The 15059-nt window shown below is 72.0% G+C and carries 15 protein-coding genes; 3 read left to right on the forward strand and 12 right to left on the reverse strand.

Annotation, left to right across the window (positions count from 1 at the left end; all coding sequences use genetic code 11):
• The first annotated feature begins 122 nt into the window (after window positions 1-122).
• A complete protein-coding gene (locus tag ACZ55A_RS29315; RefSeq protein ID WP_468846193.1) occupies window positions 123-1052 on the forward strand; it encodes a CAP domain-containing protein in 930 nt (309 codons plus the stop codon).
• Between the two features lie 109 nt (window positions 1053-1161).
• Here the strand turns inward: ACZ55A_RS29315 and ACZ55A_RS29320 are convergent, their stop codons facing one another.
• A complete protein-coding gene (locus tag ACZ55A_RS29320; protein WP_468846281.1) occupies window positions 1162-1752 on the reverse strand; it encodes a flavodoxin family protein in 591 nt (196 codons plus the stop codon).
• A gap of 155 nt (window positions 1753-1907) precedes the next feature.
• Between ACZ55A_RS29320 and ACZ55A_RS29325 the strand changes: the two genes are divergently transcribed.
• The gene (locus tag ACZ55A_RS29325; RefSeq protein WP_468846195.1) at window positions 1908-2333 is read left to right on the forward strand and encodes a winged helix-turn-helix transcriptional regulator; all 426 of its coding nucleotides are present in this window, start codon (window positions 1908-1910) and stop codon (window positions 2331-2333) included.
• A 33-nt stretch (window positions 2334-2366) separates the two neighbouring features.
• Here the strand turns inward: ACZ55A_RS29325 and mutM are convergent, their stop codons facing one another.
• The 9 genes from mutM to ACZ55A_RS29370 form a co-directional block, all read right to left on the reverse strand.
• Entirely contained in the window at window positions 2367-3293 is a 927-nt protein-coding gene (gene mutM / locus ACZ55A_RS29330; protein ID WP_468846198.1) for a bifunctional DNA-formamidopyrimidine glycosylase/DNA-(apurinic or apyrimidinic site) lyase, read from the reverse strand.
• A 110-nt stretch (window positions 3294-3403) separates the two neighbouring features.
• Entirely contained in the window at window positions 3404-4273 is an 870-nt protein-coding gene (rnc, locus tag ACZ55A_RS29335) for a ribonuclease III (protein WP_468846201.1), read from the reverse strand.
• Window positions 4274-4280: 7 nt separating this feature from the next.
• Window positions 4281-4454, reverse strand: a complete 174-nt coding sequence (gene rpmF, locus ACZ55A_RS29340; RefSeq protein WP_003951102.1) for a 50S ribosomal protein L32 — start codon at window positions 4452-4454, stop codon at window positions 4281-4283.
• Window positions 4455-4456: 2 nt separating this feature from the next.
• Complete coding sequence (locus ACZ55A_RS29345) at window positions 4457-5125, reverse strand: YceD family protein (RefSeq protein ID WP_468846203.1); 669 nt, start codon at window positions 5123-5125, stop codon at window positions 4457-4459.
• Window positions 5126-5247: 122 nt separating this feature from the next.
• Entirely contained in the window at window positions 5248-6390 is a 1143-nt protein-coding gene (locus ACZ55A_RS29350) for an ATP synthase F0 subunit B (protein WP_468846206.1), read from the reverse strand.
• A 125-nt stretch (window positions 6391-6515) separates the two neighbouring features.
• Window positions 6516-6998: a pantetheine-phosphate adenylyltransferase gene (gene coaD, locus ACZ55A_RS29355; RefSeq protein ID WP_468846282.1), complete on the reverse strand. Its 483-nt coding sequence runs from the start codon at window positions 6996-6998 to the stop codon at window positions 6516-6518.
• 26 nt (window positions 6999-7024) lie between these two features.
• A complete protein-coding gene (rsmD, locus tag ACZ55A_RS29360) occupies window positions 7025-7624 on the reverse strand; it encodes a 16S rRNA (guanine(966)-N(2))-methyltransferase RsmD (protein ID WP_468846208.1) in 600 nt (199 codons plus the stop codon).
• 192 nt (window positions 7625-7816) lie between these two features.
• Window positions 7817-10795 (reverse strand): helicase-related protein, encoded by a 2979-nt coding sequence (locus ACZ55A_RS29365; protein ID WP_468846211.1) that lies wholly within the window; start codon window positions 10793-10795, stop codon window positions 7817-7819.
• Between the two features lie 57 nt (window positions 10796-10852).
• A complete protein-coding gene (locus ACZ55A_RS29370; protein WP_468846214.1) occupies window positions 10853-12520 on the reverse strand; it encodes a DAK2 domain-containing protein in 1668 nt (555 codons plus the stop codon).
• A gap of 233 nt (window positions 12521-12753) precedes the next feature.
• Between ACZ55A_RS29370 and rpmB the strand changes: the two genes are divergently transcribed.
• The gene (gene rpmB / locus ACZ55A_RS29375; RefSeq protein WP_006602870.1) at window positions 12754-12939 is read left to right on the forward strand and encodes a 50S ribosomal protein L28; all 186 of its coding nucleotides are present in this window, start codon (window positions 12754-12756) and stop codon (window positions 12937-12939) included.
• A gap of 129 nt (window positions 12940-13068) precedes the next feature.
• On the opposite strand, the gene thiD is transcribed toward rpmB, so the two are convergent.
• Both thiD and ACZ55A_RS29385 read right to left on the reverse strand, forming a co-directional pair.
• Window positions 13069-13914, reverse strand: coding sequence for a bifunctional hydroxymethylpyrimidine kinase/phosphomethylpyrimidine kinase (thiD, locus tag ACZ55A_RS29380; protein ID WP_468846218.1), 846 nt, complete (start codon window positions 13912-13914; stop codon window positions 13069-13071).
• Window positions 13915-13935: 21 nt separating this feature from the next.
• Window positions 13936-14904: a thiamine-phosphate kinase gene (locus ACZ55A_RS29385; RefSeq protein ID WP_468846221.1), complete on the reverse strand. Its 969-nt coding sequence runs from the start codon at window positions 14902-14904 to the stop codon at window positions 13936-13938.
• Window positions 14905-15059 lie beyond the last annotated feature (155 nt).

Consider the following 15059-nt stretch of genomic DNA (forward strand, 5'->3'; position numbering starts at 1 on the left):
GTACAGTCCCCCGACAACGAGGCTCACCCTTTCGGGTGAGCCACCTTGACGCCGAAGAAGGCCATGCGGCGGTAGCCGCTCCAGTGGAGCCGGTGCTTGCACCGGGGGAAGGAAGACAGCGGATGGGCCGCCATCGACGCTCTGCTCTCCCCGCGCCCGTACCCCCCGGTGCGGGGCCTGTTGACGCCCCGACGGCAGTCCGGCCCGGCGCACCGCCCTCCGCCACCCGGCCCCGCTCGCACCGTGCGGCGCGCGGGCGCGGCATGGCCCCCGTACGCACCGGACTGCTCGGCGCCTCCGCCGCGGTGGCGATGGGAGCGGTGGCGGCCGCCTCCGGACTGATCCCCGGCCACGGCCAGTTCGACGGCGGTACGGGCGGCGACCACGACCGCGTGCGCGCCGATGCCCTGCCGGAGGCCACCGCGCCGATGGGCAGCCTCCCGGCGTCCCCGGCGGACCGCACGGACCCGGTGAGCCGCGGCAGCGCCCGCCCCACCGCGCCGGAGACCGCCCGCCCCTCCTCCCCCACCACACCCACGACGTCCCCCGTTCCCCACCGGCCCGCCAAATCCCCCGCCCGGCAGCCCGGTTCGCACCCCTCTCCCGAGCCCACGGACGACGCCTCCTCCGCCGCATCCCGCCCGACCGCGGCCGCGTCCAGGACGCCCGACGCCCCGTCATCCGCGGCGGACCAGGTGCTGTCCCTGGTCAATCAGGAGCGCGCCCAGGCCGGCTGTTCCCCGGTCACCGCGGACAAGGAATTGACCTCGCTCGCTCAGCAGTTCAGCGACGACATGGCGGCCCGGGACTTCTTCGGCCATACCGACCCGGACGGCGACACCCCCTGGGACCGCGCCCGCGACGCGGGCATCACCGACCTCGGCGGCGAGAACATCGCCCGCGGCCAGGCGAACGCCCAGTCCGTCATGGACTCCTGGATGAACAGCCCCGGCCACCGCGCCAACATCCTCAACTGCGAGTACAAGACCCTCGGCGTCGGCGCCCACTTCGGCCAGGGCGGCCCCTGGTGGACCCAGGACTTCGGCTTCTGAGCGGCCGTCCCGCCGTGTGACACCGGCGCTGCCGCACGCCCGCGCCGCCCCGTGACGGATCACGGGGCGGCGCGGGCAGGTGGCCTTCCGGCGGTTGGTGGGGCGCAGATCAGGCGGCGAGGGCGGCGCGGCCGGCTGTGAAGATGCGGGCCTGCTCGGCGATCCGGCGTCCCAGGTGCTCGGCGGTGGCGATATCGGCCTTGTGGACGCCCTCGGGGCCCTGGTCGTTGGGGGACTGGGCGGCGGCCCCCAGGAAGAAGCCCAGCCGGTTCAGGTCGTTCTCGGAGGCGGTGGAGGAGTTCCAGCCCGGGAGCAGGTTGAGGCCGACCCAGTTCATGCCGTGCTGGGCGGCGAGCACCGTGAAGAACTGAAGCGTGTGGAGCTTGTCGCCGCTCTTCGAGGCGGAGTTGGTGAAGCCCGCCGCGAGCTTGTCCTGCCAGGCGCGGGTGGCCCAGCGCGCGGAGGTCGCCTCGGCGAAGACATGGAAGGCTCCGGAGGCGGTTCCCATGTAGGTCGGCGAGCCGAAGACGATCGCGTCGGAGGCGTCGAGCTGGTCCCACTCGGCGTCGGTGATCTCGTCGACCTTGATCAGGTGGACGGTGGCGCCCGCGTCGGCGGCACCGGACCGCACCGCTTCGGCCAGAACGGCGGTGTGGCCGAAGCCGGAGTGGTAGGCGACGGAGACGACGGGGGCGGGCAGGGCAGGGCTGGTCATGAGGGGTATTCCTCCAGGTCACGGAGCCGCGGGGCGGACTGGCCCCGGGAACGCCGGGTACGGCGACGAGAGAAAGAGAAGCACTAACTTTTAGAAAGCGCAACCCATTGGTTAGCGCTGTGCGGAGGTATGGTGTCCGTATGGCGACCAAGACCACTCCGCATTCGGCCCAGGAGCCCGCCCCCGGCTGTACGGACGACCTGGCCTATGACGTGTTCGCGCGCGCATGCCCCTCCCGTGACGCGCTGAAGCACATCACCGACCGATGGGGCAGCCTCACCCTGGGCGCGCTGCTCGACGGCACCTTCCGCTTCAACGAACTGCGGCGCCGGGTCGAAGGGGTGAGCGAGAAGATGCTGGCCCAGACCCTGCACGCGCTGGAGCGGGACGGCCTGGTGCACCGCGAGGCACAGCAGACCAACCCGCCCCGGGTGGATTACGCGCTGACGCAGCTGGGGCTCCAGGTCGCCCGCCAGCTACGGCTGCTGATCGACCTGGTGGAGGACCGGATGCCGCAGGTGATGGCCGCCCGGGAGCGGTACGACACCCGGCACGCCGCAGAGTGAGCCGCCGCCCGCGCCGGGGCCGGAAAACCGCGCTCAGGCCCGCGGCGGCCGCTGGCAGCGGGGGCAGAAGTAGCTGGAACGGTTCATCCAGGGCCGCCGGCGGATGGGCGTGCCGCAGCGGCGGCAGGGTTCGTCCTCGCGGCCGTAGGCGTCCAGTGCGCGGTCGAAGTAGCCGGACTCGCCGTTGACGTTGACGTAGAGGCTGTCGAAGCTGGTGCCGCCGACGGCGAGCGCCGCGTTCATCACCTCACGTACGTGGCCCAGCAGTTCGGCGGTGCGCGGGCGGGTGAAGGTGGCGGTGGGCCGGTCGTAGTGCAGCCTGCTGCGCCACAGCGCCTCGTCGGCGTAGATGTTGCCGACCCCGCTGATCAGCGTCTGGTCGAGCAGCGCCCGCTTGATGGTGGTGCGGCGGCGGCGCAGCGCGTCGTGGAAGGCGGCGTCGTCGAAGGCCGGATCGAGTGGGTCGCGGGCGATGTGCGCGATGACGTCGGGCAGCAGATCGGCGTCGCCCGGGACCGTGTCGTGCAGCGAGAGGCCGCCGAAGGTGCGCTGGTCGACGAAGCGCAGCTCGGTGTCCTGGGCATCGGCGAAGCGGATACGGATGCGCAGATGCTTCTCGTCCGGGGCGTCCTGAGGCTGGACCAGCAGCTGGCCGCTCATGCCGAGGTGGGCGAGGATCGCCAGTCCGTGGGTGACCGAGGGCGTGACGATCGGGGCGATGCCCTCGGCGGCGGTCTGGGCCGCCGGGGTGCCGCCGGTCACCGGGAGCCAGAGGTACTTGCCGCGCCGGCGGGCCACCCCGAGGCGCAGACCCTTGAGCCGGGCCGCGAAGTCGGCCGCACCGGCCGTGTGCCGGCGGATCGAGCGCGGATGGTGCACCTCGACGGCGTCGATCGTTCGCCCGCTGACCCAGCGCTCCAGCCCACGGCGTACGACCTCGACCTCGGGCAGCTCGGGCACGGAAGGCTCCTTGGGAACGACGGGCCGGCGCACGGAGGCCGGGCGGAAGAACCGTCTGACCCCGTACGGGACGGCGCACGGCCGCCCTGTACGGGGTCAGAGAGAGTGATTCAGTGCGCCGACGACGGGCTGTCGCCGACTGCCGAAGCCGAGTCCTCGGCCACCGGCGACGCACCGTCGCCGGAAGCCGCCGCCTTGGCCGCCTCGTCCGCCGCGGCGCGGATCGCGCGCCATGCGGACTCGGCCGCCTGCTGCTCGGCTTCCTTCTTGCTGCGGCCGGTGCCGGTGCCGTACGAGACACCACCGACGCGGGCAGCAGCAGTAAAGGTCTTCTCGTGATCGGGGCCGGTCTCGGTGACCAGGTACTCCGGGACGCCGAGGCCTTCGGTCGCGGTGAGTTCCTGGAGGCTGGTCTTCCAGTCCAGGCCCGCGCCCAGGCTGGAGGACTTCTCGATGAGCGGGTCGAAGAGCCGGTGCACCAGCTCGGCGGCCGCGTCGAGGCCCTGGTCGAGGTAGACCGCGCCGATCACCGCTTCAAGGGTGTCGGCGAGGATGGATGCCTTGTCCCTGCCGCCCGTGCCCTCTTCGCCCCGGCCGAGGCGGATGAAGGCACCGAGGTCGAGCCCGCGGCCCACCTCGGCGAGTGCACGCGAGTTGACCACCGCGGCCCGCAACTTGGCCAGCTGGCCTTCCGGCAGGTCGGGGTGGATGCGGTACAGCGTGTCGGTGACCACCAGGCCGAGCACCGAATCCCCGAGGAATTCCAGTCGCTCGTTGGTGGGCAGACCGCCGTTCTCGTATGCGTACGAGCGGTGCGTCAGCGCACGCACCAGAAGGGCGGACTCGAGCTTGTACCCGAGCCGCCCTTCCAGAAGCGTGTGGGACGAGGCCGTGTCCGCCGGAGTCGGTTCCTCCCCGCGCTTGCGGGGAGTCGCATGGGCGTCTTCCGCCTTTTTGGGGCTAGACACAGTGCCTGTCACCAGCCGCTCAGACCTCGAGGACCTGGCGCTTGTTGTAGGTGCCGCAGCTCGGGCACGCGATGTGCTGCTGCTTCGGCTCGTGGCAGCGCTCGCACGCCACCAGGGTGGGGACCGCAGCCTTCCACTGCGACCGGCGGTGGCGCGTGTTGCTGCGCGACATCTTCCGCTTCGGAACAGCCACGGCTACTTCTCCTGAGGTTCATCCCCGCCGACGCGGGGTGCGTTGTCCTTCTCGCCGTCCTTGACGGTCTCGGCGAGTCCCTGCAGTGCCGCCCAACGGATGTCGACGGCGTCGTGGTGGTGGTCCGGGTCGTCCGCCAGCCGCACTCCGCAGTCGGAGCACAGGCCCGGGCAGTCGTCCTGGCACACCGGCTGCATCGGCAGTGCAAGCACCACCGCGTCACGCAGCACGGGTTCGAGGTCGAACAGGTCGTCCTCGAGCAAGAGGGTGTCCTCCTCGTCCTCGGCGTCGTCGCCCGCGTCCTTGTCATGGACCCTGGCGTCGGCGTCGGGGTAGGCGAACATCTCCTGGAAGTCGCCGTCGAGCTCTCGCTCCAGCGGCTCCAGACACCTTACGCACTCCCCCTTGACCGTTGCACGGGCGGTACCGGTGACAAGCACCCCGTCCATGACCGATTCCAGGCGGAGGTCGAGCTCGATCGGTGCGCCCTCGGGCACGCCGATCACCTCGTTGCCGAGGTCCCGGGGGGCCTCGACGGAGCGGGAGACCCTTTTGAGCGCACCGGGACGCCGGCCCAGCTCACGTGTGTCGAACACGAGAGGGGAGCGGTGGTCGAGGCGGGCGTTGATGGCTTCCTGCTTTCTACGGGGTTCGCGCCGCCCTTGTTCCATCCATGGAATTCCGGGCAGCAGAGATCGCGGATATACGCGCGACCGAAGAGCCAGGATACTGGACGGGCCCCGATAGGCCCAATCCGCTCCCGGGCAGCGAGCGGTTCCGGCCGCCGGACCGCCTACTGGCGCCCCTCCTCGTACTGACGCAGCTGATCCAGGTTGATCATGCTGGTGTCGAAGAGGCTGGTCTCGTCCAGCGCACCGGGCTGCGCGGTGTGCTCGTGCGGGGCGTGCTGGGGCTGCTGGGGCACCTGCTGCTGGAGGTAGGCGTTGGGGTCATACCCCTGCTGCTGCGCCTGCTGCTGAGCCTGGGCCTGCTGCTGCCAGTCGTAGCCGTACGGATCCTGGTGCTGGGTGTACTGGTCCTGCGGCACCTGCTGCGGCTGCTGATAGCCGTAGACGTCCTGCTGCTGGTAGGCCGCCGGGTCGGCGTAGTAGGCCGGCTGCTGGGGCTGGAGCGGCTGGTGTTCCTGGGGCTGTACCTGGGGCATCGGGGGTGCCTGGGGGGCCTGCGGGACCTGGTCGGCTCCGATGCCCGCCAGCTCGGCGAGGTAGTCGGCGTCGGCCTGCGGCATGCCGGTCTGCGGGTCGCCGGCGGTGGCCAGGTGCGCGCCCAGCTCATCGATCGCCCGGGCGCCCTGGAGCTTGTCGCGACCCCGGCCGACCGCCTCCAGCGTCTTGGTGAGCACGGCCTGGAACGCCCCGAACTTTGCGTCCACATACGCGTCCGCGCGCTGCCTGAGGGTCTCCGGGTCGGCGCTGCGCTCCGGCACCTCGGTGCCGTCCTCGTCGGGGTAACCCTGCTCGTCGAGGCCCGGACCGCGGCCGAGCAGCTTCTCGCGCCCGCGGTCGACGGAGCCGATGGTCTTGGTGAGCACGACCTCGAAGTTGGCGAGCTTGCTGTCGACGTAGTCGTCGGCCTCGGCGCGGATCTCCTCCGCCTCCCGGCGGGCGTCCGCGAGGATCCGGTCCGCCTCTTCCTGGGACTGCCGGGCGATCTCGGTGTCGGAGATCAGCGAACCGCGCTGGGCGTGTGCGGACTCGATGATCCGCTCCGCCTCGGCCCGCGCCTCCTCGACCATCTGCTCCCGCCCGCCCAGCAGCTCCTGCGCCTGCGCGAGGGAGCCGGGCAGCGCCGCGCGCACCTCCTCCAGCATGGCGAGCAGCTCGGCGCGGTTGACCACGCACGAGGCCGACATGGGCATGGACCGGGCGCCGGCGACGGTCGCGACGATGTCGTCGAGCTTCTTCTGCACGTCCACCTTGGACTCGCCACTCTCTGAGGGTTGGAACGACGGAACGGATCGACTGTACGTCCACGAGCCCTTCGCCCGACACCGACTGACGATCCGTCAGTTCGGCATCACACGCGGTGCGCCGTGGCGCGTCAGTCCTTCTTGCGCAGCCGCTCGGTGAGCGCTTCGAGGACGAACGGCGGGACCAGGTGGGAGACATCGCCGCCCCAGGCGGCGACCTCCTTGACCAGGCTGGAGGAGAGGAAGCTGTAGGTCGGGTTGGTGGGGACGAACAGCGTCTCCACACCGGAGAGGCCGTTGTTCATCTGGGCCATCTGGAGCTCGTAGTCGAAGTCGCTGACCGCCCGCAGCCCCTTGACGATCGCGGGGATGTCGCGCTGCTTGCAGAAGTCGACGAGCAGACCGTGGAAGGACTCGACCTCGACGTTGCCGTACTCGGCGGTGGCCCGGCGGATCAGGTCGATCCGCTCGTCGACCGTGAACAGCCCCTTCTTGGACTGGTTGATCATCACGGCGACATGGACGACGTCGTACAGCTTGGAGGCCCGGGCGATGATGTCCAGGTGCCCGTTGGTGATGGGGTCGAAGGACCCCGGACAGACGGCGCGGCGCAACTTCGGTTCCTCGCTCTCCGATCCGGTCATGACACGCTTGTTGACGTCGGTGCGGCGGACGTCGAAGCGGCGCGACCGTACCAAAGCGTCCCCTCGCCGTAGCGACGGGCCTTGATCGCTTCAAAACCGTCCGGCCATGGGAACGTGCCGCCTCTGGTGCTCCGCTCCACGGTGACGAGTGCCTGCTCCGCTAGCCACCCCTGACCACGGAGTGTGAGCAGGATCTCGCACAGATCCTGGTCGGTGACCGCGTACGGCGGGTCCAGGAACACGATGTCGTACGGCTCGCCGGGGGCCGGTGCGGCGGCGGTCTGCTCGGCCTTGCCGGGCCGGACCTCGACGCCCGGGAGGCCGACCGTGCGGACGTTGTCCCGGATGGTGCGCACCGCGCGGGCGTCGGCCTCGACCAGCAGTACATGCGCGGCGCCGCGGGACAGGGCCTCCAGCCCGACCGCGCCGGAGCCGCCGTAGAGATCGAGCACCCGGGCGCCGGCCAGCGGTCCGTCCAGTGACTCCCAGGTGGAGAACATGCCCTCGCGGGCCCGGTCGGAGGTCGGGCGGGTGCCGTTTCCCGGGGGTACGGCCAGGCGGCGGCCGCCGGCCGTACCGGCGATCACGCGGGTCATGGGCCCGTCCTTACGTTGCGCGTGGTCGGTGTGGAGTGGTGGCGGGAGCCGGTCCGGCTCCGCTCCTCCACGATATTCCGTCGGCCGGGGCCCGGCGTCCGCCCGAGGCGCCCCGGCAAGGACCCGGCCCGTGATCGATCTCACCCCGGCGGACCCGGCGCCACCGGCGAACTCCCCGCCGTCCCGCCGCCCTCAGCCCTTGTCCAGATACTGCTCCCGTTCCTCGTCCAGCAGGGCCGACAGCGCCGTCCGCAGCTCCGGACAGCCGGTCAGCTCCGGGTCCTCGGCGACCAGTGCGGTGGCCTCCTCGCGGGCGGCCGCGATGACCTCCTCGTCGTCGATGACCGCGAGCATCCGCAGCGAGGAGCGGACACCGGACTGCGCCTGTCCCAGGACATCGCCCTCGCGCCGCTGTTCCAGGTCGATACGGGAGAGCTCGAAGCCGTCGAGGGTGCCGGCCACCGCGGCGAGCCTGGCGCGCGCCGGAGAGGCCTCGGGCATCTCGCTGACCAGCAGACACAGACCCGGTGCCGAGCCCCGGCCGACGCGGCCGCGGAGCTGGTGCAGCTGGGAGACGCCGAAGCGGTCGGCATCCATGATCACCATGGCGGTGGCGTTCGGCACGTTCACCCCGACCTCGATCACCGTCGTCGCGACCAGCACATCCAGCTCACCGGCCGCGAAGGAGCGCATCACCTCGTCCTTGTCGTCCGGCGCCATCCTGCCGTGCAGCACCGCCACCCGCAGACCGTCGAGCGGCCCCCTGGCGAGCTGTTCGGCGATGTCGAGCACCGCGAGCGGCGGCCGCTTCTCCGCCACGTCCTCCGGTGAACTCACCTTGGCCGCCGCCCCCTTGGAGCCGCCCGCCCCCTTCTTGGCCCCCTTGGGCGCCTCCTCCTCGTCGTCACCGATCCGCGGGCACACCACATAGGCCTGGTGCCCGGACGCCACCTCTTCCCGGACCCGCTCCCAGGTGCGCGCGAGGAAGTGCGGTTTGTCCTTGGCGGGCACCACATGGGTGGCGATCGGTGAGCGGCCGGCGGGGAGTTGGTCCAGGACGGAGGTCTCCAGATCGCCGAAGACCGTCATGGCGACCGTGCGCGGAATCGGCGTCGCGGTCATCACCAGGAGGTGCGGTGGTTGTGTGCCCTTGCCGCGCAGCGCATCGCGCTGCTCGACGCCGAAGCGGTGCTGTTCATCGACGACCACCAGCCCCAGGTCGTGGAACTGCACCTTGTCCTCGATGAGCGCATGGGTGCCGACGACGATCCCGGCCTCGCCGGTGATCAGGTCGAGCAGCGCCTGGCGGCGGGCCGCGGCCCCCATGGAGCCGGTCAGCAGCACCACCTTGGTGCCCTGTTCGGCCCCGCCCAGCATCCCTCCCTCGGCCAGCTCGCCCATCATCTCGGTGATAGAGCGGTGGTGCTGCTGGGCGAGCACCTCGGTGGGCGCCAGCATCGCGGCCTGGCCGCCGCTGTCGACCACCCCGAGCATGGCGCGCAGCGCGACCATCGTGTTGTGGGTGACGGTGAAGTGGTCGGTCACATAGGCGTGGTCCGGATGCGCCACGCTGATGCACTGGACGGGCTTGCGGCCCACCCGCTCGATGGCCCGAATGGTGCGGCGGAAGCCTTCGCCGTCGCCGGGCACCTCGTCCGGCAGTGCCACAAGGACGTCGTACGCGCCGTCCCGCACGGCGCTCAGCTGCGCCCGGCCGCCCAGGGAGCGCACCAGCCACGCGAGGTCGTCGGCCAGCGGGGCGGGCGCCGCGCGGAACACCGCGCCGTCCCCTGAGGGCTCACCCCCGGCCGCCATCAGACCCCGCACCACGGCCAGCCGGTCCTTGAGCGGTGCGTTGCGGTACGCGTCCGATACCCGGTCCGTCGGGCCGCCGCCCTCCCCCAGGCGCCGCCCCAGCAGATACGGATCGAGGGGCCGGTCCCCGCCGTCGTCCAGGTCCACCGGCACGGCCGGCGCAATGGACCACTTGGGCCGGCCGTCGGCACCCAGCAGGTCGGTCCGCAGGGCGCGGGTGGTCAGTACGCGCTCCCCCGCACCGCCGTCCCCGACGATCCACAGATGCTCGTCATCGCACTCGACGGCGCTGCCGTCGGAGAGCACCAGCCGCCACACCTCCCGCTCCCCCTGCGGGAAGACGCCGTCCACCACGGCGAGCTCACCGCTCGGCACCACCACTTCGGTGCCGACGGTCATCTCCCCCATGGGCCGGAAACCGCGCGGCGTCAGCACCAGGGAGTCCAGTGGCTGCGCCTTGCCGGAGCCCACCTCGCCCTGGAGGAGGCGGTGCATGGGGTGTTCGGTCGCCAGGTCGTCGAAGATCTCCCGGCTGACCTTCTGCTGGCCTTCGGTGAGCGTGAAGGGCAGCTTGACGTCGAACGCGTCGAGGATGCCGTCCTTGACCAACCTCCGTGCCACCGCCGGGAGTTGGGTGTCGGCCAGCCGGCGTCGGGCGAGCGCGACCTGCATCACGAACGCCTCGTCCCACTTCAGCCGGGCCCGCGCATCGGCGATATCGGCCTTGGTGCCCGGCCGGTGGATCTTGAGCAGCGCCTCGGTCAGCGGGACCAGCGCCCGGCCCTCGCGCAGCGCCTCCGGCAGCGGATCGACGGCGTCCTGCGCGCTGGGCAGCACCGCATCGACCGCCTTGGCGATCTTCCAGGACGCCATCTGCTGGCAGGCCGGATAGATCGGCATCAGCTGGTTGGCGAAGGCGTCCACGGCTCCGCTGTCGGCGTCGCGGTCGAGGAGCTCGTACTCGGGGTGCGCGAGCTGAAGTTTGCGGTTGAAGAGGGAGACCTTGCCGGCGAACATCGCCCGGCGCCCCGGGAGCAGTTCTTTGTGCGGCTTGTGGATGCCCTTGCCGAAGAAGACCAGCTGGAGACGGCCGCTGCCGTCGGTGAGGTTGACTTCGAGGCGCTGTCCCCGGCCGGCGTTGAATTTCAGCACCCGGGCATCCGCGACCTGGGCGACGACCGTGACATGTTCGTCCAGCGGGAGGTCCGCGAGGCGGGTCAGCTCACCGCGCTCGGCGTAGCGCCGCGGATAGTGGTGCAACAGATCGCCGACCGTTTGCAGGTCGAGATGCTCGGCCAGCACCTTCGCGGTGGTGCCGCCGAGAATTTTCTTCAGAGGTTCGTCGAGCGCTGCCACGGGTCCATTGCACACCACACCTCTGACAATTGCGCCGCTCCCGGCCGCCGGGTGCGGTCACTCCACGCCGATGAGGAGCGGTGCGCCGTGCTGGCCGCCGTCGTAGACCACGGTGTCCACGGCGAGGTGCCGCTCGCGGACGTGCCGCTCCAGCCGCTCGGCCAGGGACCCGGGCGCCGCCGCCCCCAGGACCAGGGTCACCATCTCCCCGCCCGCGGAGAGCATCCGGTCGAGCACCGTCATCGCCGTGACGGTGAGGTCCGAGCCGATCACCGCGACATCGCCGTCGATCAGCCCGAGGACGTCCCCGGCCTGGCAGACCCCGGCCATCGTCCACGACTGCCGCTCGGCGACCGCCAGCTCGGCGTAGCGGGTGGCGCCCGCGGCCGAGGTCATCGCGACCACGTCCTCGTCGAAGCTGCGGCCCGGCTCGTGCACCGCCAGTGCCGCGATGCCCTGGACGGCGGAGCGGGTGGGGATCAGGGCGACCCGTACGCCTTCGGTGCGGGCCTGTTCGGCGGCGGCCGCCGCGGTGTGCCGCAGTTCGGGGTCGTTGGGCAGCAGCATCACCTCGCGGGCGTGCGCCTGCCGGATCGCCTGCACCAGTTCGCCGCTGGCGGGCGGCTCCCCGGGGCGTACGGAGACGGGGGTGGCGCCGGCTTCGGTGCACAGCGCGGCGAGCCCGGCGCCCGGCACCACGGCGACCACGGCCCGCGCCGCCATCGCCGGCTCCTTGGCGCGGGGGACCCCGCCGAAGTGGGTGATACGGATCCGGTACGGGCGGCCCGCCTCGATGCCGGCCTCCACGGCGGCGCCCGCGTCGTCGACATGGACATGGACGTTCCACAGGCCGTCCCCGCCGACCACCACCAGCGAGTCACCGAGCCCGTCGAGCGTGGTCCGCAGCCGCGCCACCGCCGCGTCGTCGGCCTCCAGCAGATAGATCACCTCGAAGGCCGGCCCGTCGGGGTCCGGGGATCCGTCCGCGGACATCCGGACGGCGGCCGCACAGCCGGCCGCCTCGGGGAGCGGGGCATCGGCCCGTACGGCGACGGGCGTCACCGAGACCTCTCCGGAGAGCGCATCGGCGAGCGCGCCCAGCAGCGCGACCAGTCCGCAGCCGCCGGCGTCGACCACGCCCGCCCGCCCGAGGACCGCGAGCTGCCCCGGTGTCGCCTTCAGGGCGCGGCGGGCGCCCTCGTGGGCCGCGCGGGCGACCGCGGCGGCGCCGGCGCTCCCGCCGGCGGCCCGCTCGGCGGCCTCGGCGGCCGCGCCGGCCACCGTCAGTACGGTGCCCTCCACGGGGTGCGCGACGGCCTCGTACGTCGATGCGGCGGCCCGGCGCAGCGCCCGCCGCAGCGCCTCGGCCGAGCCGTCGGCGCTGCCGGTGGCCGCGTCGGGCGCCGCCAGCACCTCGGTCATCCCGCGCAGCAGCTGCGCCACGATCGTGCCGGAATTGCCGCGCGCCCCTATGAGGGCACCGTGCGCCATGGCGCCGATGGCGTCGGCGAGGCCCGGTGCGGTGCCGGCCGAGGCGTGCCCGTCGAAGGCGGCCTCGACCGCGCGGGCGGCCGATTCGAGCGTCAGATAGAGGTTGGTGCCGGTGTCGCCGTCGGCCACCGGGTAGACGTTGATCGCGTCGATCCGCTCGCGTTCCCGGCCGAGCGCCTCCAGGGCCAGTCCGCACCAGGAGCGGACGGCGGCGGCGTCGAGCGGGTACGGCACGTCGTCCTCCTGGGTCGCGGGATGCACCGCACAGTAGCCGCGCTCCGACGGGGAGGCCGGGGCGGGGGCCGGACGGTGCGTGATAGTTTCGTTCTACGGGAGCGGTCGTTGTATGCTGCTCCGGTTGCCCGATGAGAGTCGGGCCATTTCCTCTCCTGACGACGCCGGCCGGGCAATGCACTCGGCTCGTCGGGATTTCACCGTAAGTGCATCTGAAGTCTTTGGAGTGACCCGTGGCTGCCAACTGCGACGTCTGCGGCAAGGGGCCGGGCTTCGGCAAGAGTGTCTCGCACTCGCATCGCCGTACCAACCGTCGTTGGAACCCCAACATCCAGACGGTGCGTGCAGTGATCGGGCGCACGCCGAAGAAGCTGAACGCCTGCACCTCGTGCATCAAGGCCGGCAAGGTCTCGCGCTGACGCCTTAGCCGTAGCGCAGCCCGACCGGTTGCTTGCTTGTGAAGCCGGTCCACCCTCGTGGTGGACCGGCTTTTGCCTTTCCCGGTGCCTTTCCCGGCATGCCCATTCCGGCGTGCCTTCCTGGCGTGCCTACTGCGGCGGCCGGTGCGCGCCGGCGTCGCGCAGCCGCCAGCCGTGGTCCACGGGGCCGATGCCCGCGCCCAGCCGGAAGCCGGCCGCGAGGGCGCCGGTGACGTACTCCTTCGCCGCCGCGGCGGCCTGCGGGACGGTGTCGCCCTTGGCGAGCTGTGCGGCCAGGGCGCTGGCGAGGGTGCAGCCGGTGCCGTGCGTGTGCCGATTGTCGTAGCGCGGCGCGCGCAGCCAGTGCTCCTCGGTGCCGTCGGTGAGCAGATCGACGGCGCTGTCCCCGGCCCCGTCCGCGGTGCCGTCCCCGGCGGGCAGATGGCCGCCCTTGATGAGCGCCCAGCGCGGACCGAACTCCAGGACCGCGGCGGCCGCCCGGCGCATGTCGGCCGCTTCCCTGACCCGTACACCGGTGAGCTGCGCGACCTCGTCCAGGTTGGGGGTGGCGACGGTGGCCGTCGGCAGCAGTGCGCCGCGCATCGCGTCCAGCGCGTCGGCGGCGAGCAGCGGATCACCGTGCTTGGAGACGCCCACGGGGTCGACGACGACCGGGGCCGGCGCTCCGGCCAGCAGCTCCGCGACGGTCTCGACGAGCTCCGCCGAGGAGAGCATCCCGGTCTTGACCGCCTGGACGCCGATGTCGTCGACGACGCTGCGGAACTGGGCCCGTACCGCCTCGGCCGGCAGCTCCCACGCACCCTGTACGCCCAGCGAGTTCTGGGCGGTGACGGCGGTCAGCACGCTCATACCGTGGGTACCGAGCGCCAGCATCGTCTTCAGGTCGGCCTGGATGCCCGCGCCGCCGCCGGAGTCGGATCCGGCGACGGTCAGGACGCGTGGAGGTATGCGCATGGCGCCGAATCTACTCGCCCTCTACTCGGCGTCCATGTTGTCCCCGAAGTGGTCCCAGCCCGCCTTCGCCCACGGGGCGCCGTCCACCGTCACCTGCGGCAGCGCGGACGGGTTCAGCACCTCGCCGATCACCTTCCACCGGGCGGGCAGCTTCACGTCCGGCGGGAACGTCGCCACGATCGCGTGGTCCTCACCGCCGTTGAGCACCCACTGCATGGGGTCCACGCCGACCGCGGTGCCGATGTCGGACATCTGCGAGGGGATGTCGATCGCGGCGGAGCGGAGATCGATCCGGACCTTGCTGGCCTCGGCGATGTGCCCGAGGTCGGCGACCAGGCCGTCGCTGACGTCCGTCATGGCGGTGGCGCCGAGTCCGGCGGCCGCCGGGCCCGCGTGGTACGGCGGCTCGGGGCGGCGGTGCGCCTCCACGAAGGCGCGCGGCGAGCGGAAGCCCCGGGAGAGCACCGCGTGGCCGGCGGCGGACCAGCCCAGCCAGCCGGTCACCGCGACCACGTCGCCGGGCTGTGCCCCGCCACGGGTGACCGGCTCCTGGTTGCGCAGATCGCCGAGCGCGGTGATCGCGACGGTGATGATGTCGCCGCGCACCACGTCCCCGCCGACGACCGCGGCGCCGGCCACCTGGCACTCGTCGCGCAGCCCGTCCATCAGCTCGGTCGGCCAGGTCGCGGGGAGCTCCGCCGGCACGACCAGGCCGAGCAGGATCGCGGTGGGCACCGCGCCCATCGCCGCGATGTCGGCGAGGTTCTGTGCGGCGGCCTTGCGGCCGACGTCGTAGGCGGTGGACCAGTCGCGCCGGAAGTGCCGGCCCTCCAGGAGGACGTCGGTGCTGGCGACCACCCTCCGGTCCGGTGCGGTGACCACGGCGGCGTCGTCACCCGGCCCGATCCGTACCGCCGGAGTGGAGGTGAGCCGGGAGGTGAGCTCCCTGATCAGCCCGAACTCCCCCAGCTCCCCCACGGTGCCCTTCATGCTGTTGCCCTTCCCATGTGTACGGACGGTCCGTACGTGGCTGACGACTGCGCTGTACTTGCCGTGTTCACCGCGCGGGTCTCCCCGCTCCGCATGGTGACGCGGTACCGTGGCGTCCCTTCTTCCCACATGATCCTCGTAGCCGCCCTGGAGGT

The sequence above is a fragment of the Streptomyces sp. NPDC034111 genome, from assembly GCF_055575375.1.